The following is a 26606-nucleotide window of genomic DNA, read 5'->3' as shown; positions in this document are numbered from 1 at the left end:
TTGGGGACTTCGATAGTTGAAAAGTAACTTCGGCGCGAAGGAAATTGCCGATAACCTGAGCGCCTAAACTGAGGCTTTGGAGAGCAGTCGTGCTACATAGCGCGTGAAGGAATATATTGGAGAGCACATGTCCACCGAATATGTCATCGCCGAGATTGAACGCTTTTTAACCTCTGATGAGAACGCCGTTCTTTGTATTAGCGGAGCTTGGGGCGTTGGGAAAACGTTCACTTGGCGCAAAATTGTCCAAGAAATTGGCTCAGATAAAAAAATAAAAGCTGAATCATATTCATATGTTTCACTTTTCGGACTTAAGACATATGAAGAAGTGAAAAGAGAAATATTTAGAAAAACTGTTTCGACAACTGAACCATTGAGGAAGTCAGACGAAGAGACGGTGTCCGGCCAGCTCAGCAAGGTTTTTGATGGTATAAAGGGAAATCTCGGCGCATTTGGCGCGGTTTTTGGCAATAAAGGGTCTGCTGTTTCCAGCTTATTGGAAGAACTGTCATTCGCGGCGATTAGGAATAGACTGATATGCTTTGACGATTTGGAGCGAGCCGGAGCAGATATTTCTATCAAAGATGTACTTGGCCTCGCTCACTACCTCAATGAAGAAAGAGATTGTAAGGTCGTTATTCTTCTTAACGACGATAAATTTGACGATGAACAAGACCATAATGCCTTTCGCGAGCAGTTCGAGAAAGTTGTTCACTCCAATGTTGTCTTTGCTCCTAGCCCTGACGAAGCGCTAGGAATCGCTTTAGAAGTCGACGGGGTAGCTCGTGAGCAGATTAGAAAAGTTATGAAAGCTGTTAGCTGCAACAATATTCGCATAATCAAAAAGATCGAGCGCATCTACAATCTATGTTTAATTGAAGATCATCCTGACCATGAGAAGCGTCAGTTTGCTCACACTATCGCGGTAGCGGCGTATCTGCGGTTCGGCGTGTCAGATACGGGTGCGCTGCAGGGGTTGAGAAGCTTTAATACGTTCTCGTTTGTCAATGATGGCGAAGAGCAAGAGAAGGACTGGGTGCAGCAGGTAAAGGCTGCTGGTTATCTTGCAACCGACGACGTCGATTTGTTGCTCATTGATGCCGTCGAGAAAGGATATGTTGAGGAAGCGAAGTTAGAACGGGCCCTTGAGGACTCTCGCAAACATCGCATTCTGCACGGTTTGGAGAATGAGTTTTCTAAAGCTTGGGAATCTTTCCATAGCAATCTGCGCCATGAACCAGCTGATATCGTCAGTACCCTTTCGGAAGCCATGAAAAGTATGCCCGAAGCTATCAGCCCATCGAATGCTAGCGGGACCTTAAATTTGATGGACGAACTCGGCTTCGAAGACGCTGCCAATGATGCGGCCAAGGTGTATTTTGCCGAGAGAGATTTCGACTTTAGGCAACTCGAAGATGATCATTTCCTTTGGCTAGAGGGGCGGGCGAACCCTCGATTTCAAGCAGAAGTCGATAGATTGAAAGATACCTTCGTCGATAATCGTCGTCCATCAGATATCATAAAGAAAATGACAGAGGACAGTGGTTGGGGCCGGCGAGATATCCAATTGCTCAACACGTTGAATGTCCAGCAACTCGTCACGATGATCGATGAATTGGAGGGCGAAGATTTGACGCGAAATCTGCGTTTCTTGCGGACATTTGTTGGGTCCCAAGATGACCAATATCAGCCATTCGGAGAAAGGCTGCAGGCGGCCTTTGTAGAAATTTCGCATCGATCACCTAGCGTAGAAAAGAAATTGCGGGCAGAGCGATTGCTCCCAAGAGAAGATGCCAACTAACCACCTCCCTTGACCCCACCTCCCATTCCCCCTAAGTGCGCGGCCATCCGGTGTTGGATTCGTCCACCGTCGGTCAGATAGAGCTGAACATTGCCGGTCATGTCCCGGGGCCTGGTGCGTCATGCACTCGGGCTCTTTTCTATTGCGGCGGGGGTATCCCTCTCGCCGGTGGGCAGCCGTCAAAGTAACCCGGTGGCCGTGGGGCCGGTGGGTGGAGTGTTTCAGGCTCGTGCTGGTGCAGGGTGACGCGCAAAGAGCGCGGTGTCCTTGTTAGCCTTGTCCCGGATCAAGTCCGGGATGACGAAAGCGCGAGACCCCGAACAATTCATTCCGAAACCCCTAGTCGTCACCATTCACGCTTTGACCCATCCGGGTCGGGCAAACGGTGAAGAGAAGAGAATCTATGCCGACGATCAACCAGCTGGTCCGCAAGGGCCGCGTTCCGCAGAAGGCCAAGTCCAAGGTCCCTGCGATGGAGCAGAACCCGCAGAAGCGCGGCGTTTGCACCCGCGTCTATACGACGACCCCGAAGAAGCCGAACTCGGCTCTGCGTAAAGTTGCCAAGGTCCGCCTGACCAACCAGCGCGAAGTCATCTCCTACATCCCGGGCGAAGGCCACAACCTGCAGGAACACAGCGTCGTGCTGATCCGCGGCGGCCGTGTGCGCGACCTTCCCGGCGTGCGTTATCACGTGCTGCGCGGCGTGCTCGACACGCAGGGCGTGAAGGACCGCAAGCAGAGCCGTTCCAAGTATGGGGCGAAGCGGCCGAAGTAAGGGTTTTTGTTGGGTGCGCTGACGACATCCGTCGTCAGCTTCGGCACCGGCCCGCTCCCCCTCCCGACCACCCATGGGATTGTCCGATAGGATGGTCGGGAGGGGAAGCGGACCGGCACCGAACCCAGAGGTTTCAACGCGGGGACAGTCCTCTCCTCCGCCCGGACACCATACGAAGGTAGTCTCTGGGTGGCCGGGCGGGGGAGAGGGCTGGCACCGCAAGCCCCGACGGATGTCGGGGCGCACTCCGAAGGAGTTAAAGCAATGTCACGTCGTCGTCGTCCCGAGAAGCGGGAGATCCTGCCTGATCCGAAGTTCGGTGATCAGGTCCTGTCGAAGTTCATGAACAACCTCATGCTCGACGGTAAAAAGGCCGTTGCCGAAGGTATCGTGTATACCGCGCTCGACACGGTCGAAGCCAAGGCCAAGGCCAATCCGGTCGAGCTGTTCCATGCAGCGCTCGACAACATCAAGCCGCAGGTCGAAGTGCGCAGCCGCCGTGTCGGCGGTGCGACCTACCAGGTGCCAGTCGAGGTGCGTCCCGAGCGTGCCCAGGCGCTGGCGATCCGCTGGTTGATCACCGCTGCGCGCGGCCGTCCGGAGACCACCATGGCCGCACGCCTGTCGGGCGAGCTGATGGATGCGTCGAACAACCGCGGCAACGCCGTCAAGAAGCGCGAAGACACGCACCGCATGGCGGATGCGAACCGCGCCTTCAGCCACTACCGCTGGTAAGGCGGGGCATGTTTGAGGCCGGGGGCGTGCTCCCGGTCTCGAAACTGTCGCACTAATCCCTACATGGGGGTCGAGTTAGCTCACCCCCGACTTACGAGGAATTCCACATGGCCCGCGAATATCCGCTGGAGCGGTACCGCAATATCGGCATCATGGCCCACATCGATGCCGGCAAGACCACCACGACCGAACGCATCCTCTACTACACCGGCAAATCCTACAAGATCGGCGAAGTCCACGACGGCGCCGCGACCATGGACTGGATGGAGCAGGAGCAGGAACGCGGCATCACCATCACGTCGGCTGCGACGACCACCTTCTGGTCGGCCGAAGACGGCGAAGGCCCCAAGCACCGCATCAACATCATCGACACCCCAGGCCACGTCGACTTCACCATCGAAGTCGAACGCAGCCTGCGCGTCCTCGACGGCGCGGTCGCCGTGTTCGACGGAGTTGCCGGTGTAGAACCGCAATCCGAAACCGTCTGGCGCCAGGCCGACAAATACGGCGTCCCCCGGATGTGCTTCGTGAATAAATTGGACCGCACCGGCGCAGACTTCTATTACTGCGTGCAGTCGATCATCGACCGCCTCGGCGCGAACCCGCTGGTCCTCTATCTCCCGATCGGCGCGGAAAGCGACCTTCAGGGCGTGGTCGACCTCGTCAACATGCGCGGCATCGTTTGGCAGGCGGAAGACCTCGGCGCGAAGTTCGACTATGTCGACATCCCCGCCGATCTCGCCGACAAGGCCGCCGAATATCGCGAAAAGCTGGTCGAGACTGCCGTCGAGCAGGACGACGACGTGATGGAACAGTACCTCGAGGGCAACGAGCCCGACGCGGCGACGCTCAAGCGTCTCATCCGCAAGGGTACCATGAACCGCGATTTCGTGCCCGTGCTGTGCGGCTCGGCGTTCAAGAACAAGGGCGTGCAGCCCCTGCTCGACGCCGTTGTCGATTACATGCCGAGCCCCCTCGACGTTCCGGCCATCAAGGGCGTCCTGCCCGACAGCGACGAAGAAGCGACCCGTCCGTCTTCGGACGATGCGCCCTTTGCCGCGCTGGCGTTCAAGATCATGAACGACCCGTTCGTCGGATCGCTCACCTTCACCCGCATCTATTCGGGCCAGCTGTCCAAGGGCAGCGTCCTGAACTCGGTGAAGGAGAAGAAGGAAAAGATCGGCCGCATGCTGCTGATGCACTCCAACAACCGCGAGGACATCGACGAGGCATTTGCCGGCGACATCGTCGCGATCGCAGGTCTGAAGGAAACGACGACCGGCGACACGCTGTGCGATGCGTCCAAGCCGATTATCCTCGAGCGTATGGAATTCCCCGAGCCGGTCATCGAACTGTCCGTGGAACCCAAGACCAAGGCCGACCAAGAAAAGATGGGCGTCGCCCTCAACCGCCTGGCTGCCGAGGATCCGAGCTTCCGCGTCACCACCGACCACGAAAGCGGTCAGACGATCATCAAGGGCATGGGAGAGCTTCACCTCGACATCCTCGTCGATCGCATGAAGCGCGAATTCAAGGTCGAAGCCAATGTCGGCGCACCGCAGGTTGCTTATCGCGAATATCTCGGCAAGCCGGTGGACGTGGACTACACCCACAAGAAGCAGTCGGGTGGTTCGGGCCAGTTCGGTCGCGTCAAGGTCAAGGTCACCCCGGGCGAGCGCGGCCAGGGCTTCGTGTTCGAAGACGAGATCAAGGGCGGTAACATTCCGAAGGAATACATCCCGGCCATCGAGAAGGGCTTCCGTGAACAGGCCGAAAGCGGCCACCTCGTCGGCTTCCCGATCATCGACTTCACGGTGAACCTGTACGACGGTGCGTACCATGACGTCGACTCGAGCGCGATCGCGTTCGAAATCGCCGGTCGCGGTGCGATGCGCGAAGTGGCCGACCGGGCCGGCATCAAGCTGCTCGAGCCGATCATGAAGGTTGAGGTCGTGACTCCCGAGGATTACCTTGGCGATGTCATCGGCGACCTGAACTCGCGTCGTGGCCAGATCCAGGGCACCGATAGCCGCGGCAACGCCCAGGCGGTCGAAGCCAACGTGCCGCTCGCGAACATGTTCGGTTACGTGAACGAGCTGCGTTCGTTCACCCAGGGCCGCGCACAGTACTCGATGCAGTTCAGCCACTACGACGAAGTTCCGGCGAACGTGGCTCAGGAAGTCAAGGAGAAGCTTGCCTAAGGCAGCATCTCCGTCTAGGGGCGGCGCCTGATTCCGCGGGCGCCGTTTCCAACCCGCAGAAATTCACTTTCAGATTAGAGGTTATTGGAAAATGGCGAAGGAAAAGTTCGAGCGTAATAAGCCGCACGTTAACGTCGGCACCATCGGTCACGTCGACCACGGCAAGACCACGCTGACCGCGGCAATCACCAAGGTCATGGGTTCGGCCGTCGATTTCGCAAACATCGACAAGGCGCCCGAAGAGCGTGAGCGCGGCATCACCATCTCGACCGCCCATGTCGAGTACGAAACCGACAACCGCCACTATGCGCACGTCGACTGCCCGGGTCACGCCGACTACGTGAAGAACATGATCACCGGTGCCGCCCAGATGGACGGCGCGATCCTGGTCGTGAACGCAGCCGACGGCCCGATGCCGCAGACCCGCGAGCACATCCTGCTTGCGCGCCAGGTCGGCGTTCCGGCTCTCGTCGTGTACATGAACAAGGTCGACCAGGTCGACGACGAGGAAATCCTCGAGCTCGTCGAACTGGAAGTGCGTGAGCTGCTCAGCTCGTACGACTTCGACGGCGACAACATTCCGATCGTCAAGGGTTCAGCTCTGGCTGCTCTCGAAGGTCGCGACGAAGAAATCGGCGAAAACAGCATCAAGGAACTGATGGCTGCCGTCGACGAGCACATCCCGACTCCCGACCGCCCGGTCGACAAGGACTTCCTGATGCCGATCGAAGACGTGTTCTCGATCTCGGGTCGCGGTACGGTTGTCACCGGCCGTGTCGAAACCGGCGTCGTGAACGTTGGCGACGAAGTCGAAATCGTCGGCATCAAGGATACCAGCAAGACGACCGTCACCGGCGTCGAAATGTTCCGCAAACTGCTCGATCGCGGTGAAGCCGGCGACAACATCGGTGCCCTGATCCGCGGCGTCGGCCGTGAAGACGTCGAGCGTGGCCAGGTTCTGGCGAAGCCGGGTTCGGTTACGCCGCACACCGAGTTCAGCGCCGAAGTCTACGTCCTGTCGAAGGACGAAGGCGGCCGTCACACGCCGTTCTTCGCGAACTATCGTCCGCAGTTCTACTTCCGCACCACCGACGTCACCGGCGAAGTGATCCTTCCCGAAGGCACGGAAATGGTCATGCCGGGCGACAACGTGACCATCTCGGTCAAGCTGATCGCTCCGATCGCCATGGACGAAGGCCTGCGCTTCGCTATCCGCGAAGGCGGCCGCACCGTCGGCTCGGGCGTGGTTGCTTCGATCCAGAAGTAAGTCGCAAACGACACAGCAGGGCCCGTCCTTCCTTCGGGGAGGGCGGGCCCTTCGCTTTAAATGAGGGCGAATGACGGAACGTGCTGCACGTTTCGTCGCCTCCCGGAACCGCGCGGCAAAATGCACGGATTTCGGGGTTGCCAGATCGGGGTGTCCCCCTTATATGCGCGCCCACAGGCAGGGATTCGTCTCCGCCAACCCAATTCAGAAAGGCCGCCCGCTGCGGGAAACCGGGCATAGCGGGGCCGGCCTTTGTTTTTTGAGGGTTGCCCAAATTTTCGGATGAAGGCGGCCCTTTGGCTCTTTCGCATCGGTGTAGGTAATGGAAGCTCAGAATATCCGCATTCGCCTCAAGGCGTTCGACCATCGCGTTCTCGACCAGGCAACTGGCGAAATCGCAGAAACCGCACGTCGTACGGGTGCCCTTATTCGTGGTCCCATTCCCATGCCGACGCGCATCGAGAAGTTCACCGTGAACCGCGGCCCGCACATCGACAAGAAGTCGCGCGAGCAGTTCGAGGTGCGCACCTACAAGCGGCTGCTCGACATCGTGCAGCCCAACGCCCAGACCGTCGACGCGCTGATGAAGCTCGACCTCGCGGCTGGCGTCAATGTCGAGATCAAGCTCGCTTAACTCGGCTACGTCCCCGGAAGGACGTTAAATCGACCGGAAGTTCAGGGGCGCTCGATAGCCCCGCCCGATCTTCGGATCAGGCAAGACATCGGGATACCGCCGGATTTCATCCGGGCCTGCGTCCCCCGTCTCGCTCTCCAGGGCTTCGGCCACGGACAGCACTCAGCCCGGACGGGGCGACGCATCATTAAACGGGCTGGCAAGCACGCGGGATGGGCCCGTGTGCCTCTGTGTTAGGAGTTTACGATGCGCACAGGCGTTATCGCAAAGAAAGTCGGGATGACCCGCCTCTTCCAGGAGGACGGTCGGCACGTGCCGGTCACCGTTCTCGCACTGGAAGATTGCCAGGTGACCGCCCACCGTACTGCCGATCGCGATGGTTATTTCGCGGTCCAGGTCGGTTCGGGCGAAGCCAAGCAGAAGAACGTGAACAAGCCGCAGCGTGAAGCCTTTGCCAAGGCCGAGGTTCCGCTGAAGATGAAGGTCGCCGAATTCCGCGTTGACACCGAAGAAGGTCTGCTTCCGGTCGGTGCCCGCATTTCGGCAGAGCACTTCATCGCCGGCCAGAAGGTCGACATCACCGGCCACACCCAGGGTAAGGGCTTTGCCGGCGCCATGAAGCGCTGGGGCTTCGGGGGCCTGCGCGCCACCCATGGTGTATCGATCTCGCACCGTTCGCACGGTTCGACGGGTAACCGCCAGGATCCGGGTCGCGTGTTCAAGGGCAAGAAGATGGCCGGCCACATGGGCGACCGTCAGCGGACCCAGCAGAACCTCGAAATCGTCCGCACGGACGCCGATCGCGGCTTGCTCTTCGTCAAGGGCTCGGTCCCGGGCGCGAAGAACGGCTGGCTGCTCGTCAAAGACGCGGTGAAGGTCAAGCATGACGAACTGCCGTTCCCGGGTGTGATGTATCGCAACCGTGAAGAGTTCGAGCACGACGAAGCCGCTCCCGGCCTGGTCGAGAGCGCGGCCGAGTCCGAAGTCGGCACCGAAGTTTCGCCCGAGCAGCAGGAAAAGCTGATGCAGCAGCAGGATGCTGGTGCGGATGCCGAAACCGGCGCAGCCGATGACAACAGCACCACGCCGAGCGTCGACAAGGACGCCGGCGAGAATAAGGAGGGCTGATCCGTGAAGGTGAAGGTCCAGAAAATCGACGGCAAGGCGTCGGGCGACATCGAGCTCAACGACGACGTGTTCGGGGTCGAGCCGCGTGCCGACATCCTGCACCGCGTCGTGACGTGGCAGCTCGAGAACCGCCGCGGCACCGCCCGCCCGACGCGCGAGCGTTCGGACGTTGCCCGCACCGGCAAGAAGTGGGGTCGCCAGAAGGGCGGCGGCACGGCTCGCCATGGCGATCGCGGCGCTCCGATCTTCATCGGCGGCGGCAAGGCTCATGGTGCGCGCAAGCGTGACTTCGAGCAGTCGCTGAACAAGAAGATCCGCGCACTCGGCCTGAAGATGGCCCTGTCGAGCAAGGCGAAGGACGGCCTGATCGTCGTCGACAGCCTCGAGCTCAAGGACGCCAAGACCAAGGCGCTCAAGAGTCACTTCGACAAGAATGGCTGGGCCGGCAAGGTCCTCGTCATCGACGGCGAAAGCGTGAACGACGGCTTCAAGAAGGCCGCCGGCAACCTGCCGGGCGTCAATGTCCTGCCGGCCATGGGCGCGAACGTCTACGACATCCTGAAGCACGACACGCTCGTCCTCACCAAGGACGCGGTCGAGAAGCTGGAGGGCCGTTTCAATGGCTAAGAAGCAGGAAGTAGCCGCACGTCACTACGACGTCGTGCTTGCACCGCACATTACCGAAAAGTCGACGCTGGCTTCCGAGCACAATGCCGTCGTCTTCAAGGTAGCGAACGATGCCACCAAGCCGCAGATCAAGGAAGCCGTCGAGGCGATCTTCGATGTCAGCGTCACCGGCGTCAACACGATCAACGTGAAGGGCAAGACCAAGCGCTGGAAGGGCAAGCCCTACAAGCGCAACGACCTGAAGAAGGCCGTGGTCACCCTGAAGGACGGCGATTCCATCGACGTCACCAGCGGTATCTGAGGGGCTAGGGAACAATGGCACTCAAGAACTACAAACCCACGAGCCCGGGCCGTCGCGGCCTGATCCTCGTCGACAAGTCGGGCCTCTACAAGGGCAAGCCGGTCAAGTCGCTCGTCGAAGGCAAGCGCAAGACCGGTGGCCGCAACAACAAGGGCCACGTCACTTCGCGCGGCATGGCCGGCGGTCACAAGCAGAAGTACCGCTACGTCGACTTCAAGCGTCGCAAGTGGGGTGTCGAAGGCACCGTCGAGCGGCTCGAATACGACCCGAACCGCACGGCGTTCATCGCGCTCGTCAAGTATGACGATGGCGAACTGGCCTATATCCTCGCTCCGCAGCGTCTGGCTGTCGGCGACAAGGTGATCGCGGCCGAGAAGGCCGACACCAAGCCCGGCAACGCCATGCTGCTCGGCCAGATGCCGGTCGGCACGATTTGCCACAACGTGGAAATGAAGCCGGGCAAGGGCGGCCAGATTGCCCGCGCTGCAGGCTCCTACGTCCAGCTCGTCGGTCGCGACCGCGGCATGGTCATCGTGCGGCTCAATAGCGGCGAGCAGCGTTACCTGCGCGCCGACTGCATGGGTACCGTCGGTGCCGTGTCGAACCCGGACAACCAGAACCAGAACCTGGGCAAGGCCGGTCGTCGTCGCTGGATGGGCATCAAGCCGCTGACGCGCGGTGTCGCCAAGAACCCGGTCGACCACCCGCACGGCGGTGGTGAAGGCCGCACCAGCGGTGGCCGTCACCCGGTCACTCCGTGGGGCAAGCCGACCAAGGGCGCCCGTACCCGCAAGAACAAGCAGACGGACAAGATGATCATCCGTTCGCGGCACGCGAAGAAGAAGAGGTAATCGGACATGGCACGTTCCGTCTGGAAAGGTCCGTTCGTCGAACTCAGCCTTCTGAAGAAGGCTCAGGAAGCTCAGGATGTAAGCAATGCGAAGCCGATCAAGACCTGGTCGCGTCGCTCTACCATCCTGCCCGACTTCGTCGGCCTGACGTTCAACGTCTACAACGGTCACAAGTTCATCCCGGTCTCCGTCTCGGAAGAGATGGTCGGCCACAAGCTCGGCGAATTCGCGCCCACCCGGACCTTCCCGGGTCACGCCGCCGACAAGAAGGGTAAGCGCTGATGAGCAAGCAGAAAGCTCCGCGCCGCGTCGCCGATAACGAGGCCCTGGCTGTGGGTACCACGATCCGTGGTTCGGCCCAGAAGCTCAACCTCGTTGCCGAACTGATCCGCGGCAAGAAGGCCGAAGAGGCCCTCAACATCCTCGCCTTCTCCAAGAAGGCCATGGCGAAGGATGCCACGAAGGTGCTCGCTTCGGCGATCGCCAATGCGGAAAACAACCACAACCTCGATGTCGACGCACTGGTCGTTGCCGAGGCTTCGGTGGGCAAGTCGATCACCATGAAGCGCTTCCATACGCGCGGTCGTGGCAAATCGACGCGCATCCTGAAGCCGTTCAGCCGCCTGCGCATCGTCGTCCGCGAGCAGGAAGAGGCGTAAGATGGGCCAGAAGAGCAATCCGATCGGTCTGCGCCTGCAGATCAACCGCACCTGGGACAGCCGCTGGTACGCCGAAGGGCGCGACTATGCCAAGCTGCTCAGCGAGGACATCGAAATCCGCAAGTTCATCCTCGAGAACGCTGCCCAGGCCGCGATCTCGAAGGTGGTCATCGAGCGTCCGGCCAAGCTGTGCCGCATCTCGATCTACGCAGCCCGTCCCGGTGTGATCATCGGCAAGAAGGGCGCGGACATCGAGAAGCTGCGCACCAAGCTGTCGCAGATGACCGAAAGCGAAGTGAAGCTGAACATCGTCGAGATCCGCAAGCCGGAAATCGATGCCAAGCTCGTCGCCCAGGGCATCGCCGACCAGCTGATCCGCCGCGTCGCCTTCCGTCGCGCCATGAAGCGCGCCGTGCAGTCGGCACTCCGCCTCGGCGCGGAAGGCATCAAGATCGTCTGCGGCGGCCGTCTCGGTGGTGCTGAAATCGCTCGTGTGGAATGGTATCGCGAAGGTCGCGTGCCGCTGCACACGCTGCGCGCCAACGTCGACTATGCGGAAGCCGAAGCGCTTACCGCCTACGGGATCATCGGCATCAAGTGCTGGATCTTCAAGGGCGAGATTCTGGCGCACGACCCGACCGCTCAGGACCGCCTGATGATGGAAGCCCAGACCTCTGGCGTCCGTCCGGCGCGCTGATTGCAGGATTAGGAAAGAACCATGCTGCAACCGAAGAAAACCAAGTACCGCAAGGCGTTCAAGGGCAAGATCCATGGCAACGCCAAGGGCGGCACCACACTGAACTTCGGGTCCTATGGCCTGAAGGCGCTGGAGCCCGAGCGGATTACCGCTCGCCAGATCGAAGCGGCTCGCCGCGCGATCACGCGCCACATCAAGCGTCAGGGCCGTCTCTGGATCCGCGTCTTCCCGGATGTGCCGGTATCGAAGAAGCCTGCCGAAGTCCGTCAGGGTAAGGGCAAGGGTTCGGTCGAATACTGGGCTGCCCGTGTGAAGCCGGGCCGCATCCTGTTCGAACTGGACGGCGTCGCCGGCCCGCTGGCCGCCGAAGCGTTCAGCCGTGCGGCGATGAAGCTGCCGATCAAGACCAAGGTCGTTGCCCGCTTGGGCGATGAATCTCACCTGGGAGGCGAATGATGGCCAAGACCGAAGACCTGCGCCAGAAGTCGGACGACCAGCTGTCCGAAGAGCTGACCAACCTGAAGCGCGAGCAGTTCAACCTGCGTTTCCAGGCTGCGACCAACCAGCTCGAAGCCCCGGCGCGCATCCGCGAAGTCCGTCGCACGATCGCCAAGATCAAGACGCTGCAGAACGAGCGTTCGCGCTCGGCTGAAGCGAAGGCGTAAGGAGTAGACCATGCCCAAGCGTATTCTGATCGGGACCGTCACCTCCGACAAGACCGACAAGACCGTGACCGTGCTCGTCGAGCGCAAGGTGAAGCACCCGCTCTACGGGAAGATCATCCGTCGCTCGAAGAAGTACCATGCCCACGACGAGAACAACGAGTACACGCTCGGTGATGTCGTGCGCATCGAAGAAACCAAGCCGATCTCGAAGACCAAGACCTGGATGGTCAAGGACCGCGTGACGGCAGGTGGCACCCAGGCTGTCGAGGCCGACCTCGAAGTCGAAGCCGCCAGCAACTGACGTATTAGGAACTGCCGGGCAGCTGTCCCGGCAAGCCAGTGAGAAGGAAACGGATCGATGATCCAGATGCAATCCAATCTCGACGTCGCGGACAACAGCGGCGCCAAGCGCGTCCAGTGCATCAAGGTACTGGGCGGCTCGAAGCGCCGCACTGCGTCCGTGGGCGACGTGATCGTGGTTTCCGTAAAGGAAGCCCAGCCGCGCACCAAGGTGAAGAAGGGCGATGTCCATCGCGCCGTCATCGTGCGTACGAAGAAGGACGTCCGCCGCCCCGATGGCAGCGTGATCCGCTTCGACAGCAATGCCGCAGTGCTCGTGAACAAGAGCGAAGAGCCGATCGGCACCCGTATCTTCGGCCCGGTGGTTCGTGAACTGCGCGGCCGCGGCTTCATGAAGATCATCAGCCTAGCTCCGGAGGTGCTGTAATGGCTTCCGCAAAGATCAAGAAGGGTGACAGCGTCGTCGTCCTGTCCGGCAAGGACAAGGGCAAGACCGGCACCGTCGCGAAGGTCATGCCGAAGGAAGGCAAGATCGTCGTCGAGGGTGTCAACGTGGCAGCGCGTCACCGCAAGCCGACGCAGCAGAACCCGCAGGGCGGTATCGATCGCTTCGAAGCGCCGATGCCGATCAGCAAGGTTGCTGTTGCAGATCCGAAGGATGGCAAGCCCACCCGCGTCCGTTTCGAAGAGAAGGACGGCAAGAAGGTGCGTGTTGCCGTGAAGAGTGGGGAGACCATCGATGGCTGATTATACCCCCCGCATGAAGCAGAAGTTCGAAGACCAGATCGTCAAGGCGATGACCGAGAAGTTCGGTTATAAGAATCGCCTTGAAGTTCCGAAGCTCGAAAAGATCACGCTCAACATGGGTGTGGGCGAAGCGAGCCAGGACAAGAAGAAGGTCCAGACCGCTGCCGAAGAAATGGCGCTGATTGCCGGCCAGAAGCCGGTCATCACCAAGGCGAAGAAGTCGATCGCGCAGTTCAAACTGCGAGAAGGCATGCCGATCGGTGCGAAGGTTACCCTACGCCGCGATCGCATGTACGAATTTCTCGACCGCCTGGTCACTGTCGCAATGCCGCGCATTCGCGACTTCCGTGGCCTCAACCCGAAGTCGTTCGACGGCCGTGGCAACTACGCCATGGGCCTGAAGGAACAGATCGTCTTCCCCGAAATCTCCTACGACAAGATCGAGAAGGTCCGGGGTATGGACATCATTGTCACCACGACGGCGAAGACCGACGACGAAGCTCGCGAGCTTCTGAAGCTGTTCGGTTTCCCGTTCCCGGCTGAAAAGTCGGAAGAGAAGGAGGCGGCGTGAGCCGCTAGAAGAGGAACTTAAGTCCAATGGCGAAACTGAGTTCGATCAACAAGAACGAGCGTCGCAAGAAGCTCGTCAAGCAGTATGCGGACAAGTACGCGAAGCTGAAGGCTATCGCGGACGATGAAAGCCTCGACGAGACCGAGCGCCTGATGGCCCGGCTCAAGATGGCGGAGATCCCGCGCAATGCGAACCCGACCCGGGTGCGCAACCGCTGCTCCACCACCGGCCGCCCGCGCGGCTACTACCGCAAGTTCGGCCTCAACCGCATCGAACTGCGTGACCTCGGCAACAAGGGCCTGATTCCGGGCCTGACCAAGTCGAGCTGGTGAGGTAAAGACAGATGGCTATGACCGATCCCCTGGGTGACATGCTCACCCGCATCCGCAACGGCCAGCGCGCGAAGAAGGACAGCGTCCTTTCGCCCGCCAGCAAGCTGCGTGCAAACGTTCTCGAAGTGCTCCAGCGCGAAGGCTACATCCGTGGCTACAGCGACGACGCTTCGGGCAAGCACCCGCAACTGCGGATCGAACTGAAATATTTCGAGGGCGAACCTGCGATCAAGCATGTCGCTCGCGTCTCCAAGCCTGGCCGCCGCGTCTACTCGGGTTCCAAGGAACTCCCGGTGGTGCGCAACGGCCTCGGCATCACCATCGTCTCGACGCCGAAGGGCGTGCTTTCCGATGCGGAAGCCCGTGCTGACAACGTCGGCGGCGAAGTGCTGGCGGAGGTGTTCTGATGAGCCGCATCGGCAAGAGGCCGGTAGCGATCCCGAGCGGGGTCACTGCCAATATCGAAGGCGACACGCTGAGCGTGAAGGGACCCAAGGGCACCCTTTCCATGGGCATGTCCGACCTGATCGAGTACAAGCTGGAAGACGGCGAGATCTCGGTCAAGCCGGCCAACGACACTCGCGATGCTCGTAATCATTGGGGCATGCAGCGCACGCTGGTTTCCAATCTGGTGGAAGGTGTCACCGAGGGCTTTTCCAAGGTCCTCGAGATCACCGGCGTCGGCTATCGTGCGCAGGCACAGGGCAAGAAGCTCAAGCTTCAGCTCGGCTATTCGCACGACGTCGATCTCGACGTTCCCGAGGGTCTGGAAGTGAAGACCCCGGACCAGACCACCGTGGAGATTTCCGGCATCGACAAGCAGGCCGTGGGCCAGTTTGCCGCCGAAATCCGCCGCTGGCGCAAGCCCGAGCCTTACAAGGGCAAGGGCATCAAGTACCGCGGCGAGTACATCTTCCGCAAGGAAGGGAAGAAGAAGTAAGATGGCAAAGCTCTCTCTCTTTGAACGCCGCCGCCGCCGCGTGCGCACTGCGCTCCGCAGCGTGTCGGGTGGCAAGCCGCGCCTTTCGGTCCACCGCACCGGCAAGCACATCTACGCGCAGGTCATCGACGATGCGGCGGGCAAGACGCTCGCTGCGGCCTCGACGCTCGGCGTGAAGGGCTCGGGCGCGAATGTCGATGCCGCCAAGCAGGTCGGTAGCGACATCGCCGCCGCTGCCAAGAAGGCCGGTGTCACCAACGTCGTGTTCGATCGCGGCGGGTTCCTTTTCCACGGTCGCGTCAAGGCGCTGGCCGACGCCGCCCGCGAAGGCGGGCTGGAGTTCTGATGATGGCTGACGAAAACAAGACCCCCGAAACCGAAGCGACGCCCGAACAGGCTCCCGGCGTTCCCGAAACGCCCGAAGTCGCGAAGGCCAAGGCCGATGCCGGCGTCGTCGAAGCGGAAACGCAGAACGCCGTGACCAACGAGGAACCGGCTGTTGCCGATACGCCGTCGGAAGCTGCCGCCAACCAGAGCCCCGCACAGGGCGCCGAAGGTCAGCCGCGCGAACGTCAGGGCCGTGGCGGTCGCGACAATCGCGGCGGCAACGATCGTGGCCGTGGCCGCGGTGGCCGCGACAATCGTCGTGGCGGACGCCGCGAGGAAGAAGACGACGGCATCATCGAGAAGCTGGTTCACATCAACCGCGTCTCGAAGACGGTCAAGGGCGGTAAGCGCTTCGGCTTTGCTGCGCTCGTCGTGGTTGGCGACGGCCAGGGCCGCGTCGGCTTCGGCAAGGGCAAGGCCCGCGAAGTGCCCGAGGCGATCAGCAAGGCGACTGCCGCTGCGCGCAAGCACATGATCCGCGTCGCACTCAAGGAAGGTCGCACGCTGCACCACGACGGCAAAGGCCGTTTCGGTGCCGGCAAGGTGACCGTCCGCACCGCGCCTCCGGGGACCGGCATCATCGCCGGTGGTCCGATGCGTGCCGTGTTCGAAAGCCTCGGCGTGGCCGACGTGGTGACCAAGTCGGTCGGCACGTCGAACCCCTACAACATGATCCGCGCCACTTTCGACGCGCTGCAGGACCAGACTTCGCCGAAGTCGGTTGCGCAGCGTCGCGGCAAGAAGGTCGCCGACCTTCTCGGCCGGGGTGGTGCATCGGAGGCCGAGGCTGAAGCCGACGCCGCCGCTATTGCGGAGTAAGATCGATGGCGAAGAACAACACCATCACGCTGAAGCAGGTCGGTTCGCCCCTGCGTCGGCCGGAAGTACAGCGCAAGATCCTGATCGGTCTCGGGCTGAACAAGATGCACAAGACGGTCACCCGCCAGGACACCCCAGAGGTGCGTGGCGCGATCGCCAAGATCCCGCATCTGGTCGAAATCGTCGAGTAATCCTCCCGGCGATACAATTTGACGGGGGCGGCCTGCTGCGATAGCGGGCCGCTTCCATTTTATCAGCGCGAACCCCGGTATGGGGCCTGGAAAGCGAAAGCGAGTGCACACATGACTATCAAGCTGAACGAAATCCGCGACAATCCCGGCGCACGCAAGGACCGCATCCGTGTCGGTCGCGGCATCGGCTCGGGCAAGGGTAAGACCGGCGGTCGTGGCCAGAAGGGCCAGAAGAGCCGTTCGGGTGTCGCCATCAAGGGCTTCGAAGGCGGCCAGATGCCGCTGCACATGCGCCTGCCGAAGCGCGGCTTCAACAATCCGTTCGGCAAGGACTACGCCGAAGTGAACCTGGGCATGGTCCAGAAGTTCATCGATGCGAAGAAGCTCGACGCCAAGAAGGACATCGACCACGCAGCGCTCAAGGCCGCCGGCCTCGCACGCGGCGGCAAGGACGGTGTCCGCCTGCTTGGTAAGGGCGAACTGAAGGCCAAGGCCAAGTTCGTGGTCGCCGGTGCCTCCAAGGGCGCGATCGAAGCGGTCGAGAAGGCCGGCGGATCGGTCGAAGTGATCGCCAAGGCCCAGCCTGAAGCCGAAAAGAAGGCTGCGCGCACCGAAGCCAACAAGGCCAAGAAGGCCAAGTGATCGGATAAATCGGGGGCGGGGTTCGACAATCCCGCCCCCGCTCCCTATCTGTCCGGTCAGCGCCGGGACGGGCCGGCGACAAGCTAGGATCGAAATCGACCAATGGCATCACGCGCCGACAATCTCGCGAGCAATCTCAGCCTCGCCAATTTCTCGAAAGCCACCGAGCTGAAGAACCGCATCTGGTTCACCATCGGTGCGCTGATCGTCTTCCGTTTCCTCAGCTTCGTTCCGCTCCCGGGCATCAACGCCCGCGCGCTGAACCAGCTGGCCGATGTCGCCCAGGGCGGCATCCTCGACATGTTCAACATGTTCACCGGGGGCAGCCTCGAGCGCATGAGCCTCATCGCGCTCGGCGTGATGCCGTACATCACGGCCTCGATCGTGGTGCAATTGGCCGCAGCGCTCCACCCGGCACTTGCCGCGCTGAAGAAAGAGGGCACGGTCGGTCGGCAGAAGCTCAACCAGTACACCCGTTACGGCACTGTGTTCCTGTGCACGATCCAGGGCTGGTTCCTGGCTGCGGGTCTCGAAAGTTTCGGCGCTTCCAACGGCATCGCTGCGGTCGTCGATCCGGGCTACATGTTCCGCATTGGCGCCGTCATCAGCCTCGTCGGGGGGACGATGTTCCTGCTGTGGCTGGGCGAGCAAATCACCAGTCGCGGCATCGGCAACGGCGTGTCGCTGATCATCATGGCAGGCATCGTCGCCCAGTTCCCGACCTTCGTCTCGAACATGGGTTCGGGATACTCGGAAGGCTCGATTTCGACTGGGATCGTGGTCGGTTTCATCTTGATGGTGATCGTGCTCATCCTCGGCATCTGTTTCTTCGAGCGCGCCCAGCGGCGCCTGCTGATCCAGTATCCCAAGCGCGCGACGCAGCGCGGCATGATGCAGGCCGATCGTTCGCACCTGCCGCTCAAGCTCAACACCGCTGGCGTGATCCCGCCGATCTTTGCCAGCTCGCTATTGCTGCTGCCTCTCACGATCACGCAATTCGCCGGCAATTCGGTCGACACGGATTCCGCCACCGGCGGCGCGCTTCAGAGCGTCCTGCAATACCTCCAGCACGGCCAGCCGCTCTACATGACGCTTTATGGCCTCGGCATCATCTTCTTCTGCTTCTTCTACACTGCGATCGTCTTCAATCCGGAAGAGACGTCGGAGAACCTGAAGAAGAACGGCGGCTTCATTCCAGGCATCCGTCCGGGCAAGCGGACCGAGGAATATCTCGATTACGTCCTCACGCGCATCACCGTAATCGGCGCGATCTACCTGACCGTCGTGTGCGTCGTGCCGGAGTACATGATCGCGCAGACCGGCGTCCCGCTGTTCCTTGGCGGCACCAGCCTGCTCATCGTCGTAAACGTGACTGTGGACACGATCAGCCAGATCCAGTCGCACCTGCTGGCGCACCAGTATGGCGACCTCATCAAGAAGGCCAAGTTGAAGGGCCGCATGCGGTAAAGCATAGCGCGGGCGACAGGGAACTTTCTGACTATGGACATCATTCTCCTCGGCCCTCCGGGCGCAGGCAAGGGCACCCAGGCCCACCGGCTCGAAGAGCATCATGGCATGCGCCAGCTTTCGACCGGCGACATGCTGCGCGGTGCGGTGAAGGCGGGCACGCCGGTCGGCATCAAGGCCAAGGAGATCATGGACCGCGGCGATCTGGTCTCCGACGAGATCGTCAGTGAGCTGATCGACGCCGAACTTACCGCGATGGGCCCGGAAACCGGTGCCATCTTCGACGGCTATCCGCGCACCGAGGCACAGGCCACGATGCTCGACGATATCCTTGCCAAGCACGGCCGCAAGCTCGACCATGTGATCGAACTGGAAGTGAACGAAGACGAACTGGTCAAGCGCATCACCGGCCGCTTCACCTGCGCCGAATGCGGCGAGGGCTATCACGACAGCTTCAAGCAGCCTGAGACGCCAGGCAAATGCGACAAGTGCGGTTCGACCGACTTCAAGCGGCGTCCGGACGATAACGAAGAAACCGTGCGTAACCGCATGGGCATTTATCGTAAGGAAACCGCGCCGATCCTGCCGGGCTACGAAGCCCGCGGCATCGTCAGCCGCGTCGACGGGATGGCTTCGATCGGCGAAGTCACCCACGCGCTCGACGCGATCCTCACTCCCTGATCCGATCCGCTCTTTCCATTCCGCTGCGCTTTTCATAAGCATGGCGCGGAGGGAGACGGCAATGATCCGATACAATCTGGCACTTGCGGCATCGTTAGTGGCCGCACCCCTGTCGGCCGAGGTTGTGGAAACCAGCGAAGATGGTTTCGTCACGCGTGACACGGCGAATGTCGCGGCCAGCCCGATGGAAACCTGGCTCGCTTTGACCCGCCCCGGCCAGTGGTGGAACGACGAGCACACCTGGTCTGCCGATGCGGCCAATCTGACTCTGGAGCCGCAAGCCGGCGGATGCTTCTGCGAACGCGTGCCCGGCGAGGATCGCGACGACGGCTTCTCGCTCGACGGCAGCGTGCAGCATGCGACCGTGGTCCAGGCATACCCCTTGCGCGTTCTCCGCATGCGCGGCGGATTGGGGCCGCTGCAGGGGGAGCCCGCCACCGGCATACTCACAATCACGCTCAAGGAAATCGACGGCGGCACGCGCGTGTTGTGGGAATATAACGTCGGTGGTCCGATGCGGTACGAAATCCCGCAGATATCGCAGGCGGTAGACGGCGTCATGAGCCAGCAGCTGGCCGGCTTGCGCGATCATCTCGGTGCGCTGGGCGGCGCTGAAACCGTTCCTGCCGAAGCTGCGCCCACCGAAACGCCGGATGGCGAATAAGTCCGGCACTCTCGCCGCCTGCCTCCGTTGTAAGCGAAACGCCCGCACTCTGGTGAGCAACGAAGCAGGACTCCATGGCATCGAAGAACCACCAGGCCGTCGATTTAGATACGTTTATCGAGGGCCTCGAAAAGCGCAACGAAGGCCAGACCGAATTCATCCAGGCCGTTCGCGAAGTGGCTGAAGATATCTTTACTTTCGTAAAGGATCGGCCCGATTATCAGGAAGCGCAAATCCTGCGCCGCATCGCTGAACCCGATCGGATCGTCAGCTTCCGCGTCTGCTGGGAAGACGACGACCACAACATCCGCGTCGAGCGCGGCTGGCGCGTGCAGAACAATAACGCGATCGGGCCGTACAAGGGCGGGTTGCGATTTCACGAAAGCGTGAACGAGAGCATACTCAAGTTCCTCGCCTTCGAGCAGACATTCAAGAACTCGCTCACCGGCCTGCCGCTGGGCGGAGGGAAGGGCGGATCGAACTTCAATCCCAAGGGCAAGAGCGATGCGGAGATCATGCGCTTCTGCCAGAGCTTCATGACCGAACTTTATCGCCACATCGGCCCCGATACCGACGTGCCCGCGGGCGACATTGGCGTCGGCAGTCGCGAGATCGGCTATCTCTTCGGTCAATACAAACGCATCACCGGCCGGTGGGAGGGCGTGCTGACCGGCAAGGGCACTGCCTATGGCGGCTCGATCATGCGCCCGGAGGCGACCGGTTATGGTGCGGTCTATTTCTTGCGCGACATGCTGCGCGAGGCGGACGAGGATATCGAGGGCAAGAGCGCCGTGATCTCCGGCGCGGGGAATGTTGCACTGCATGCGGCGGAAAAGCTCTGCGAACTGGGTGGCAAGGTGCTGACCCTGTCCGACAGCGATGGCTTCGTGCATGATCCCGACGGGATCGATGCCGACAAGATCGCCTGGGTGAAAGAACTCAAGAACGAGCGCCGCGGGCGGATCAGCGAATATATCGAGGAGTATTCCGGCGCTACATACCACGAGGGCGAGGCGCCTTGGCGCGTCGATTGCGATATTGCGATGCCCTGCGCGACCCAGAATGAACTCGATGAAAGCGATGCGAAAGCGTTGGCGGACAATGATGTCATGGCGGTGTGCGAAGGCGCCAACATGCCGACGACCATGGAGGGTGTGAAGGTCTTCCAAGACGCGGAAATCCTTTACGCTCCGGGCAAGGCCGCCAATGCGGGCGGCGTCGCGGTATCGGGCCTCGAGATGAGCCAGAATTCCGAACGCGTCAGCTGGAACCGCGAGAAGCTGGACGACATGCTGACCGATCTGATGGAAGACATCCACGGCAAGTGCGTCGAACGCGGTCGTTCGGGCGACAGCGGCCATGTAAATTATGTGAAAGGCGCGAATATCGCCGGGTTCGAGAAGGTCGCCGACGCAATGCTCGCCTTCGGGGTCGTGTAGCCGCTTTTGACGAGCGGCGAGCGCTTGTGTATGTAGCCCTTGATCGAACGCGCGGACCGCCCATATCGGCGGTCTCGCTGCTTTGCGCGCCCATGGCTGTTGACCTCGCGGTCGAATCCCCCTAAGCGCGCCTTTCATTCGACAGTTGCGGTGAGTCCGGCAGGCGGCAGCCTATTGCACGCCATCCGGGCTTTTTGCGTTAGCATACCGCGACCTGGTCGGTGAATTTGAGCGATGAGATAGGGGTGTCGGCCCGATCCGGCAGTCCCCTGTGGAGCATGGAGAAGTAAGTGGCTCGTATTGCCGGGGTAAACATCCCCACTAACAAGCGCGTGATCATCGCGCTCACCTATATTCACGGTATCGGCCGCACCACGGCCGTCGAGATCGCCGACAAGCTCGGCATCGATCACAAGACCCGCGTGCAGGACCTGACCGACGAGGAAGTCCTGCGCATTCGCGAGACGATCGATGAAGATCACATGGTCGAAGGCGACCTTCGTCGCGACACCGCGATGAACATCAAGCGCCTGATGGACCTGCGTTCCTACCGCGGCCTTCGTCACCGTGCCGGCCTGCCCGTACGCGGCCAGCGCACTCACACCAACGCCCGCACCCGCAAGGGCAAGGCCAAGCCGATCGCCGGCAAGAAGAAGTAAGCCGGTCCCACGGACCGACGCTTTTCCCTTCTTGATAGAATAGAGGAATACACATCATGGCACGCGAACCCGGCCGCGTAAGGCGCCGCGACAAAAAGAACATTTCGAGCGGCGTTGCGCACATCAACGCCAGCTTCAACAACACGATGATCACCATCACCGACGCGCAGGGCAATGCGATTAGCTGGTCCAGCGCCGGCATGATGGGCTTCAAGGGCAGTCGCAAGTCGACTCCCTACGCTGCGCAGGTCGCCGCCGACGACGCGGGCCGCAAGGCCGCCGAACACGGCGTGCGCACCCTCGAAGTCGAAGTGAAGGGCCCGGGCTCGGGCCGCGAAAGCGCGCTGCGCGGTCTCGCCGCAGTCGGCTTCACGATCACCTCGATCCGCGACGTGACGCCGATCCCGCACAATGGGGTCCGTCCTTCCAAGCGCCGCCGCGTCTGATCCGTACCTGCCTGGTGGCTCGGATCCGCTGAGCCACCGACACATTTCACGGACCGGACGCTCTCGCCAGAGGGCTCCGGTCCCGCCCGCATCCGAACCAGGGGATTTTCATGTCCGTCAACATCAAGAACTGGCAGGAACTCAAGAAACCCAATACCCTTGATATCAAGGATTCCGGCGACAAGGCCCGCAAGGCCACCTTCGTCGCCGAACCGCTCGAGCGGGGCTTCGGCCTGACGCTCGGCAATGCCCTGCGTCGCGTGCTCCTGAGCTCGCTCCAGGGTGCCGCGATCACCTCGATCAAGATCGAAGGCGTGCTGCACGAATTCTCGTCGCTCGCCGGCGTTCGCGAAGACGTGACCGACATCGTCCTCAACGTGAAGCAGATCGCGCTGAAGATGGAAGGCGAGGGCATGAAGCGCCTGCAGCTTTCTGCCACCGGCCCTGCCGAAGTGAAGGCCGGCGACATCGCCGTGTCGGGCGACATCGAGATCATGAACAAGGATCTCGTGCTCTGTCACCTCGATGAAGGCGCGACGCTGAATATGGAACTGACCGCCGACACCGGCAAGGGCTACAAGCCCGCCGTGATGAACCGCCCGGCCGATGCGCCGATCGGCCTCATCCCGGTCGACAGCCTGTATTCGCCGGTCCGCCAGGTGAGCTATAAGGTCGAGAACGCCCGTGTTGGGCAGGAACTCGACTATGACAAGCTCTCGCTCAACATCGAGACCGACGGCACCGTCACTCCGGAAGACGCCGTGGCCTATGCCGCGCGCATCCTTCAGGACCAGCTGACGCTGTTCGTCCACTTCGAAGACGGCATTCCGCAGCCCAGCTCGGCCATGATCGGTCAGGCCGCAGAGCCGCAGGAAAGCGACACCAACCAGCTCAATCGCTACCTCCTCAAGAAGGTCGACGAGCTGGAACTGTCGGTCCGCTCGGCGAACTGCCTCAAGAACGACAACATCATCTACATCGGCGACCTGGTCCAGAAGACCGAGGCCGAGATGCTCCGCACCCCGAACTTCGGCCGCAAGAGCCTCAACGAGATCAAGGAAGTCCTGAGCTCGATGGGCCTGCGCCTCGGCATGGACATCCCGGGCTGGCCTCCCGAGAACATCGAGGAAATGGCCAAGAAGCTCGAACAGGAGCTGCTGGGTTAAGATCTCGCACACGGGAATGGGCCGGACCCGCTAATCCGGCCCGTACCGGGCTACCTAGAACGGGCCCCTTACGAACGAAGGAAGAATTACGATGCGTCACAAGATTTCCGGCCGCAAGCTGCAGCGCAAGACCGGCCACCGCAATGCGATGTTCCGCAACATGGCTGCCGCGCTGATCAAGCACGAGCAGATCATGACCACGCTGCCCAAGGCGAAGGAAATGCGTCCGTACATCGAGAAGCTGATCACGCTGGCAAAGCGTGGCGGCCTGTCGAACCGTCGCCTCGCCATGAGCCGCTTGCAGGACGAAACCCAGCTGAAGAAGCTGTTCGACGTCCTGGCCGAGCGTTACGGCGACCGCGAGGGTGGCTACACCCGCATCATCAAGGCTGGCTATCGCGGCAGCGACGCGGCGCAGATGGCGATCATCGAACTGGTCGATCGCGATGTCGACGCCAAGGGTCAGGACAGCGGCCCGGTGATGACCGACGAAGACGAATTCGAAGACGCGTAAGCGCGATTGGAACGAACAAGCAGGGCCGGAAGAGCGATCTTCCGGCCCTTTTGTTTTGCGCGGAAGAGAACCCGTGGCACAAGGCAGACATGACCAGATACGCCATCGCAGCCGCAGCGCTACTCGCCTCCGCTCCGCTAGCCGCGCAATCCGTCACCCAGGAAGACTTGCAGGCCCGTTACGACCGGGCGCTGGCCGCCGGATACAAGTCGCTGTTCCTGTGCGGGGCGATGGCGTCCGACCCCAGCGGGCTGCGCCGCACCGAGCGCTCGGTCGAAGTTTATGAACTGACCGGCATCTACGGTGCGCTCGACCCCATAGTGCGCGAACTTGAGTATCGCATAGAACGCGGCACCGATGGCAGGATCGATTACGTCGCGACCGATTGGGCGGAGGACATGCCGCCGCGCGTGGCCGAGTATCGCGGTGACACAGGCTGTGCGTTGCTACCGATCGGGGCTTCGCTACCGACGACGGAGGTAGTCCGGGGCATGCGCATCGACCGCGTGGGCGACCCCACCGTCTACCCGCTCGAAGAACAGCTCGTCCCGCGCGTGCACCAAGCTGCGCAGCAGGCGCTCTGCGATACCTATGGCGAGGGCACGCGCACGACAGCCGTGCTCATCCGCCAGGGCGATGTAACGAAGGGCAAGGCATTTGCGGTCGGCTTCGACGCCAACAGCACGCAGCGGACGTGGTCGGTCGCCAAGAGCCTCGCCGCGATGCTCGTGGGTGCTGCAGTCCAGAGCGGCGCGGCGGACGTCTCGCAATCTGCCGGGCTGGGCCTCGGCGACAGCGATCCGCGCCGCGCCATCACCATCGATCACGCGCTGCGCATGGCCTCGGGCCGCTATTCGGACACGCCGGGTAATCGCACCGACCCGCTCTACATGGGCGGAACGACCGTGAACGAAAGCGCGCTGGACTGGCCGCTGCTCAATCCTCCAGGCACGGTGTACCGCTATGCAAACAATGACACGCTAGTCGCGGTAAAGGCAATCGACGGCTATCTGGCCGAAAACCCGCCGATCGCGTTGTTCGAGCGGATCGGCATGCATTCCACGAAAGCGGAAACGGACTGGCAAGGCGACTATATCCTGTCGAGCCAGGTCTGGACCAGCGCTGCCGATCTCGCGCGGTTCGGTCAGCTTTATCTCAACGACGGCATATGGCGCGGCGAACGCGTATTGCCCGAGGGCTGGCTCGAATATGTTTCCGCCCCCTCCGGCCCGCAACCGGAGAACGGATTCGGCTATGGCGCAGGTTTCTGGCTGTTCAACGACCACGAGGGCATTCCCGCCGACACCATCGCCGCGATGGGCAACCGCGGGCAGTATGTGGTGATCGTCCCGAGCATGAACACGGTTATCGTTCGCAGGGGCGAAGATCCGGCCGGCTCGCGCTTCGATATTGTCGCGTTCACGCGCGATGTGCTTGAAACGCTAAGATAATCAGTGTTAATATAACTGGTAGATTAGCTGAATAAAAACTGTAGCCCGAATTCAGCCTCGCCTCAGTGGCGCTCTCCTATAACCATAGTCAACCGAGGCAGTCCCGCCGCGGTGCAGACGAGGAGAGCCTCACATGACCAAGAACATCACAAGCTTCGTGAAGGGTGGGATCGCAGCGGCTGCCGTCGGCGCAATGGCGCTCGCCACAGCGACGCCCGCGCAAGCCCAGTATCGTGACCGCGACAGCGACGGGATCTCCGTCGGCGACGTTATCGCAGGCGCCGTAATCATCGGCGGGATCGCCGCCGTAGCCAGTGCCGCGAGCCGCGACCGGGGATATCGCTATGACGACCGCCGCTATCGCGACCGCTATTATCGCGGCGATCGCTGGAGCCGCCGGGGCAATCCGCGCGCAGCCGTGGAGCGCTGCGTCAACGCCGCCCGTCAGGACGCCCGCCGCTATGGCTATCGTTATGCGCAGGTGACCGACATCCGCGACGTCGATGACACGCGCTATGGCTGGAAGGTCAAGGGCCGCATCATGGTCGATGGCAATTATCGCGGCGGACGCTACGACCGCTATGGCTATCGCGACCGGTACAATCGCTACAACCGCTGGAACGACCGCGACAGCGGCAAGTTCACCTGCCGCATCGATCGCGGCCGCGTGACCGATCTCGACTTCAGCGGCATCCGCGGTCTCCGCTGATCGACCAAAGATAAACCTACCACAGGCGGTTCAGGCTCCATGCAGTCTGGACCGCCTATTCGCATGTCATCGTGTCATCACGCGTGCCAGGTGGGGGTGCGCCTTGGGGTTAGATAAGTCATGACATCCTTTCGCAAATT

At 61.4% G+C, this 26606-nt stretch carries 36 protein-coding genes; all 36 read left to right on the top strand.

Features of this window, described 5'->3' with window-relative positions; all coding sequences use genetic code 11:
• The first annotated feature begins 127 nt into the window (after window positions 1-127).
• The 36 genes from Q9K02_RS10965 (at window position 128) to Q9K02_RS10790 (ending at window position 26466) form a co-directional block, all read left to right on the top strand.
• Window positions 128-1801, top strand: coding sequence for a P-loop NTPase fold protein (locus tag Q9K02_RS10965; RefSeq protein WP_305932919.1), 1674 nt, complete (start codon window positions 128-130; stop codon window positions 1799-1801).
• A 403-nt stretch (window positions 1802-2204) separates the two neighbouring features.
• The gene (gene rpsL, locus Q9K02_RS10960) at window positions 2205-2576 is read left to right on the top strand and encodes a 30S ribosomal protein S12 (RefSeq protein WP_006831873.1); all 372 of its coding nucleotides are present in this window, start codon (window positions 2205-2207) and stop codon (window positions 2574-2576) included.
• 264 nt (window positions 2577-2840) lie between these two features.
• Window positions 2841-3311 (top strand): 30S ribosomal protein S7, encoded by a 471-nt coding sequence (gene rpsG / locus Q9K02_RS10955; protein WP_278328288.1) that lies wholly within the window; start codon window positions 2841-2843, stop codon window positions 3309-3311.
• Between the two features lie 107 nt (window positions 3312-3418).
• The gene (gene fusA, locus Q9K02_RS10950) at window positions 3419-5512 is read left to right on the top strand and encodes an elongation factor G (protein WP_305932918.1); all 2094 of its coding nucleotides are present in this window, start codon (window positions 3419-3421) and stop codon (window positions 5510-5512) included.
• Window positions 5513-5603: 91 nt separating this feature from the next.
• Window positions 5604-6779 (top strand): elongation factor Tu, encoded by a 1176-nt coding sequence (gene tuf / locus Q9K02_RS10945; protein ID WP_305932917.1) that lies wholly within the window; start codon window positions 5604-5606, stop codon window positions 6777-6779.
• Between the two features lie 322 nt (window positions 6780-7101).
• Complete coding sequence (rpsJ, locus tag Q9K02_RS10940; RefSeq protein WP_061924928.1) at window positions 7102-7413, top strand: 30S ribosomal protein S10; 312 nt, start codon at window positions 7102-7104, stop codon at window positions 7411-7413.
• 246 nt (window positions 7414-7659) lie between these two features.
• Window positions 7660-8541: a 50S ribosomal protein L3 gene (gene rplC / locus Q9K02_RS10935; RefSeq protein ID WP_305932916.1), complete on the top strand. Its 882-nt coding sequence runs from the start codon at window positions 7660-7662 to the stop codon at window positions 8539-8541.
• A gap of 3 nt (window positions 8542-8544) precedes the next feature.
• Entirely contained in the window at window positions 8545-9168 is a 624-nt protein-coding gene (rplD, locus tag Q9K02_RS10930) for a 50S ribosomal protein L4 (protein ID WP_305932915.1), read from the top strand.
• On the top strand, window positions 9161-9469 hold the full coding sequence (locus Q9K02_RS10925) for a 50S ribosomal protein L23 (protein ID WP_278328294.1): 309 nt from the start codon (window positions 9161-9163) through the stop codon (window positions 9467-9469). Before rplD ends, Q9K02_RS10925 begins: the two co-directional genes overlap by 8 nt.
• Before the next feature lie 14 nt (window positions 9470-9483).
• Window positions 9484-10320 carry a 50S ribosomal protein L2 gene (rplB, locus tag Q9K02_RS10920; RefSeq protein WP_305932914.1) on the top strand — a complete coding sequence of 279 codons (837 nt, stop codon included), beginning with the start codon at window positions 9484-9486 and terminating at the stop codon, window positions 10318-10320.
• A gap of 6 nt (window positions 10321-10326) precedes the next feature.
• Window positions 10327-10602 carry a 30S ribosomal protein S19 gene (gene rpsS / locus Q9K02_RS10915; protein WP_278328295.1) on the top strand — a complete coding sequence of 92 codons (276 nt, stop codon included), beginning with the start codon at window positions 10327-10329 and terminating at the stop codon, window positions 10600-10602.
• Window positions 10602-10979, top strand: a complete 378-nt coding sequence (rplV, locus tag Q9K02_RS10910; RefSeq protein ID WP_067690121.1) for a 50S ribosomal protein L22 — start codon at window positions 10602-10604, stop codon at window positions 10977-10979. The genes rpsS and rplV overlap by 1 nt, the downstream gene beginning before the upstream one ends.
• Window position 10980: 1 nt before the next feature.
• On the top strand, window positions 10981-11676 hold the full coding sequence (rpsC, locus tag Q9K02_RS10905; RefSeq protein WP_278328296.1) for a 30S ribosomal protein S3: 696 nt from the start codon (window positions 10981-10983) through the stop codon (window positions 11674-11676).
• A gap of 21 nt (window positions 11677-11697) precedes the next feature.
• Entirely contained in the window at window positions 11698-12132 is a 435-nt protein-coding gene (rplP, locus tag Q9K02_RS10900) for a 50S ribosomal protein L16 (protein ID WP_278322378.1), read from the top strand.
• Window positions 12132-12341, top strand: a complete 210-nt coding sequence (gene rpmC / locus Q9K02_RS10895; protein ID WP_305932913.1) for a 50S ribosomal protein L29 — start codon at window positions 12132-12134, stop codon at window positions 12339-12341. Before rplP ends, rpmC begins: the two co-directional genes overlap by 1 nt.
• A 10-nt stretch (window positions 12342-12351) precedes the next feature.
• The gene (gene rpsQ, locus Q9K02_RS10890) at window positions 12352-12642 is read left to right on the top strand and encodes a 30S ribosomal protein S17 (protein WP_278322380.1); all 291 of its coding nucleotides are present in this window, start codon (window positions 12352-12354) and stop codon (window positions 12640-12642) included.
• Window positions 12643-12699: 57 nt separating this feature from the next.
• Window positions 12700-13068, top strand: coding sequence for a 50S ribosomal protein L14 (rplN, locus tag Q9K02_RS10885; RefSeq protein ID WP_067464754.1), 369 nt, complete (start codon window positions 12700-12702; stop codon window positions 13066-13068).
• Window positions 13068-13388, top strand: coding sequence for a 50S ribosomal protein L24 (rplX, locus tag Q9K02_RS10880; RefSeq protein WP_305932912.1), 321 nt, complete (start codon window positions 13068-13070; stop codon window positions 13386-13388). Before rplN ends, rplX begins: the two co-directional genes overlap by 1 nt.
• On the top strand, window positions 13381-13959 hold the full coding sequence (gene rplE, locus Q9K02_RS10875) for a 50S ribosomal protein L5 (protein ID WP_278328299.1): 579 nt from the start codon (window positions 13381-13383) through the stop codon (window positions 13957-13959). Before rplX ends, rplE begins: the two co-directional genes overlap by 8 nt.
• 26 nt (window positions 13960-13985) lie before the next feature.
• On the top strand, window positions 13986-14291 hold the full coding sequence (rpsN, locus tag Q9K02_RS10870) for a 30S ribosomal protein S14 (protein ID WP_278322383.1): 306 nt from the start codon (window positions 13986-13988) through the stop codon (window positions 14289-14291).
• A gap of 11 nt (window positions 14292-14302) precedes the next feature.
• Complete coding sequence (gene rpsH, locus Q9K02_RS10865) at window positions 14303-14698, top strand: 30S ribosomal protein S8 (protein WP_305932911.1); 396 nt, start codon at window positions 14303-14305, stop codon at window positions 14696-14698.
• Complete coding sequence (gene rplF, locus Q9K02_RS10860) at window positions 14698-15231, top strand: 50S ribosomal protein L6 (protein ID WP_305932910.1); 534 nt, start codon at window positions 14698-14700, stop codon at window positions 15229-15231. The genes rpsH and rplF overlap by 1 nt, the downstream gene beginning before the upstream one ends.
• A 1-nt stretch (window position 15232) precedes the next feature.
• The gene (gene rplR, locus Q9K02_RS10855; protein ID WP_278322386.1) at window positions 15233-15577 is read left to right on the top strand and encodes a 50S ribosomal protein L18; all 345 of its coding nucleotides are present in this window, start codon (window positions 15233-15235) and stop codon (window positions 15575-15577) included.
• Window positions 15577-16437, top strand: coding sequence for a 30S ribosomal protein S5 (gene rpsE, locus Q9K02_RS10850; RefSeq protein WP_305932909.1), 861 nt, complete (start codon window positions 15577-15579; stop codon window positions 16435-16437). The genes rplR and rpsE overlap by 1 nt, the downstream gene beginning before the upstream one ends.
• 5 nt (window positions 16438-16442) lie before the next feature.
• Entirely contained in the window at window positions 16443-16628 is a 186-nt protein-coding gene (gene rpmD, locus Q9K02_RS10845; protein ID WP_278328303.1) for a 50S ribosomal protein L30, read from the top strand.
• Window positions 16629-16745: 117 nt separating this feature from the next.
• A complete protein-coding gene (rplO, locus tag Q9K02_RS10840; protein ID WP_305933505.1) occupies window positions 16746-17270 on the top strand; it encodes a 50S ribosomal protein L15 in 525 nt (174 codons plus the stop codon).
• A 102-nt stretch (window positions 17271-17372) separates the two neighbouring features.
• On the top strand, window positions 17373-18737 hold the full coding sequence (gene secY, locus Q9K02_RS10835; protein ID WP_278328304.1) for a preprotein translocase subunit SecY: 1365 nt from the start codon (window positions 17373-17375) through the stop codon (window positions 18735-18737).
• A gap of 33 nt (window positions 18738-18770) precedes the next feature.
• Complete coding sequence (locus tag Q9K02_RS10830; protein ID WP_305932908.1) at window positions 18771-19418, top strand: adenylate kinase; 648 nt, start codon at window positions 18771-18773, stop codon at window positions 19416-19418.
• Window positions 19419-19479: 61 nt separating this feature from the next.
• Window positions 19480-20082 (top strand): SRPBCC family protein, encoded by a 603-nt coding sequence (locus Q9K02_RS10825; protein ID WP_305932907.1) that lies wholly within the window; start codon window positions 19480-19482, stop codon window positions 20080-20082.
• Window positions 20083-20156: 74 nt separating this feature from the next.
• Window positions 20157-21521, top strand: coding sequence for an NADP-specific glutamate dehydrogenase (gene gdhA / locus Q9K02_RS10820; RefSeq protein WP_305932906.1), 1365 nt, complete (start codon window positions 20157-20159; stop codon window positions 21519-21521).
• 290 nt (window positions 21522-21811) lie between these two features.
• A complete protein-coding gene (rpsM, locus tag Q9K02_RS10815) occupies window positions 21812-22180 on the top strand; it encodes a 30S ribosomal protein S13 (protein ID WP_278322393.1) in 369 nt (122 codons plus the stop codon).
• A gap of 56 nt (window positions 22181-22236) precedes the next feature.
• Window positions 22237-22626 carry a 30S ribosomal protein S11 gene (gene rpsK, locus Q9K02_RS10810; protein WP_006831904.1) on the top strand — a complete coding sequence of 130 codons (390 nt, stop codon included), beginning with the start codon at window positions 22237-22239 and terminating at the stop codon, window positions 22624-22626.
• A gap of 110 nt (window positions 22627-22736) precedes the next feature.
• Entirely contained in the window at window positions 22737-23792 is a 1056-nt protein-coding gene (locus Q9K02_RS10805) for a DNA-directed RNA polymerase subunit alpha (protein ID WP_305932905.1), read from the top strand.
• A 91-nt stretch (window positions 23793-23883) separates the two neighbouring features.
• Window positions 23884-24306, top strand: coding sequence for a 50S ribosomal protein L17 (gene rplQ, locus Q9K02_RS10800; protein ID WP_305932904.1), 423 nt, complete (start codon window positions 23884-23886; stop codon window positions 24304-24306).
• An 89-nt stretch (window positions 24307-24395) separates the two neighbouring features.
• On the top strand, window positions 24396-25757 hold the full coding sequence (locus Q9K02_RS10795; protein ID WP_305932903.1) for a serine hydrolase domain-containing protein: 1362 nt from the start codon (window positions 24396-24398) through the stop codon (window positions 25755-25757).
• A 133-nt stretch (window positions 25758-25890) separates the two neighbouring features.
• Window positions 25891-26466, top strand: coding sequence for a hypothetical protein (locus Q9K02_RS10790; RefSeq protein WP_305932902.1), 576 nt, complete (start codon window positions 25891-25893; stop codon window positions 26464-26466).
• Window positions 26467-26606 lie beyond the last annotated feature (140 nt).

Origin of the sequence: Qipengyuania profundimaris (assembly GCF_030717945.1) — a bacterium.
In the GTDB taxonomy this organism is placed as follows: Bacteria; Pseudomonadota; Alphaproteobacteria; order Sphingomonadales; family Sphingomonadaceae; genus Qipengyuania; species Qipengyuania profundimaris.
This window is presented reverse-complemented; position numbering and strand designations above follow the sequence as displayed.

Coding starts and splice junctions, on each gene's coding strand:
- Q9K02_RS10965 (WP_305932919.1), top strand. CDS start 128: ATGTCCACCGAATATGTCATCGCCGAGATTGAACGCTTTTTAACCTCT.
- rpsL (WP_006831873.1), top strand. CDS start 2,205: ATGCCGACGATCAACCAGCTGGTCCGCAAGGGCCGCGTTCCGCAGAAG.
- rpsG (WP_278328288.1), top strand. CDS start 2,841: ATGTCACGTCGTCGTCGTCCCGAGAAGCGGGAGATCCTGCCTGATCCG.
- fusA (WP_305932918.1), top strand. CDS start 3,419: ATGGCCCGCGAATATCCGCTGGAGCGGTACCGCAATATCGGCATCATG.
- tuf (WP_305932917.1), top strand. CDS start 5,604: ATGGCGAAGGAAAAGTTCGAGCGTAATAAGCCGCACGTTAACGTCGGC.
- rpsJ (WP_061924928.1), top strand. CDS start 7,102: ATGGAAGCTCAGAATATCCGCATTCGCCTCAAGGCGTTCGACCATCGC.
- rplC (WP_305932916.1), top strand. CDS start 7,660: ATGCGCACAGGCGTTATCGCAAAGAAAGTCGGGATGACCCGCCTCTTC.
- Q9K02_RS10925 (WP_278328294.1), top strand. CDS start 9,161: ATGGCTAAGAAGCAGGAAGTAGCCGCACGTCACTACGACGTCGTGCTT.
- rplB (WP_305932914.1), top strand. CDS start 9,484: ATGGCACTCAAGAACTACAAACCCACGAGCCCGGGCCGTCGCGGCCTG.
- rpsS (WP_278328295.1), top strand. CDS start 10,327: ATGGCACGTTCCGTCTGGAAAGGTCCGTTCGTCGAACTCAGCCTTCTG.
- rplV (WP_067690121.1), top strand. CDS start 10,602: ATGAGCAAGCAGAAAGCTCCGCGCCGCGTCGCCGATAACGAGGCCCTG.
- rpsC (WP_278328296.1), top strand. CDS start 10,981: ATGGGCCAGAAGAGCAATCCGATCGGTCTGCGCCTGCAGATCAACCGC.
- rplP (WP_278322378.1), top strand. CDS start 11,698: ATGCTGCAACCGAAGAAAACCAAGTACCGCAAGGCGTTCAAGGGCAAG.
- rpmC (WP_305932913.1), top strand. CDS start 12,132: ATGGCCAAGACCGAAGACCTGCGCCAGAAGTCGGACGACCAGCTGTCC.
- rpsQ (WP_278322380.1), top strand. CDS start 12,352: ATGCCCAAGCGTATTCTGATCGGGACCGTCACCTCCGACAAGACCGAC.
- rplN (WP_067464754.1), top strand. CDS start 12,700: ATGATCCAGATGCAATCCAATCTCGACGTCGCGGACAACAGCGGCGCC.
- rplX (WP_305932912.1), top strand. CDS start 13,068: ATGGCTTCCGCAAAGATCAAGAAGGGTGACAGCGTCGTCGTCCTGTCC.
- rplE (WP_278328299.1), top strand. CDS start 13,381: ATGGCTGATTATACCCCCCGCATGAAGCAGAAGTTCGAAGACCAGATC.
- rpsN (WP_278322383.1), top strand. CDS start 13,986: ATGGCGAAACTGAGTTCGATCAACAAGAACGAGCGTCGCAAGAAGCTC.
- rpsH (WP_305932911.1), top strand. CDS start 14,303: ATGGCTATGACCGATCCCCTGGGTGACATGCTCACCCGCATCCGCAAC.
- rplF (WP_305932910.1), top strand. CDS start 14,698: ATGAGCCGCATCGGCAAGAGGCCGGTAGCGATCCCGAGCGGGGTCACT.
- rplR (WP_278322386.1), top strand. CDS start 15,233: ATGGCAAAGCTCTCTCTCTTTGAACGCCGCCGCCGCCGCGTGCGCACT.
- rpsE (WP_305932909.1), top strand. CDS start 15,577: ATGATGGCTGACGAAAACAAGACCCCCGAAACCGAAGCGACGCCCGAA.
- rpmD (WP_278328303.1), top strand. CDS start 16,443: ATGGCGAAGAACAACACCATCACGCTGAAGCAGGTCGGTTCGCCCCTG.
- secY (WP_278328304.1), top strand. CDS start 17,373: ATGGCATCACGCGCCGACAATCTCGCGAGCAATCTCAGCCTCGCCAAT.
- Q9K02_RS10830 (WP_305932908.1), top strand. CDS start 18,771: ATGGACATCATTCTCCTCGGCCCTCCGGGCGCAGGCAAGGGCACCCAG.
- Q9K02_RS10825 (WP_305932907.1), top strand. CDS start 19,480: ATGATCCGATACAATCTGGCACTTGCGGCATCGTTAGTGGCCGCACCC.
- gdhA (WP_305932906.1), top strand. CDS start 20,157: ATGGCATCGAAGAACCACCAGGCCGTCGATTTAGATACGTTTATCGAG.
- rpsK (WP_006831904.1), top strand. CDS start 22,237: ATGGCACGCGAACCCGGCCGCGTAAGGCGCCGCGACAAAAAGAACATT.
- Q9K02_RS10805 (WP_305932905.1), top strand. CDS start 22,737: ATGTCCGTCAACATCAAGAACTGGCAGGAACTCAAGAAACCCAATACC.
- rplQ (WP_305932904.1), top strand. CDS start 23,884: ATGCGTCACAAGATTTCCGGCCGCAAGCTGCAGCGCAAGACCGGCCAC.
- Q9K02_RS10795 (WP_305932903.1), top strand. CDS start 24,396: ATGACCAGATACGCCATCGCAGCCGCAGCGCTACTCGCCTCCGCTCCG.
- Q9K02_RS10790 (WP_305932902.1), top strand. CDS start 25,891: ATGACCAAGAACATCACAAGCTTCGTGAAGGGTGGGATCGCAGCGGCT.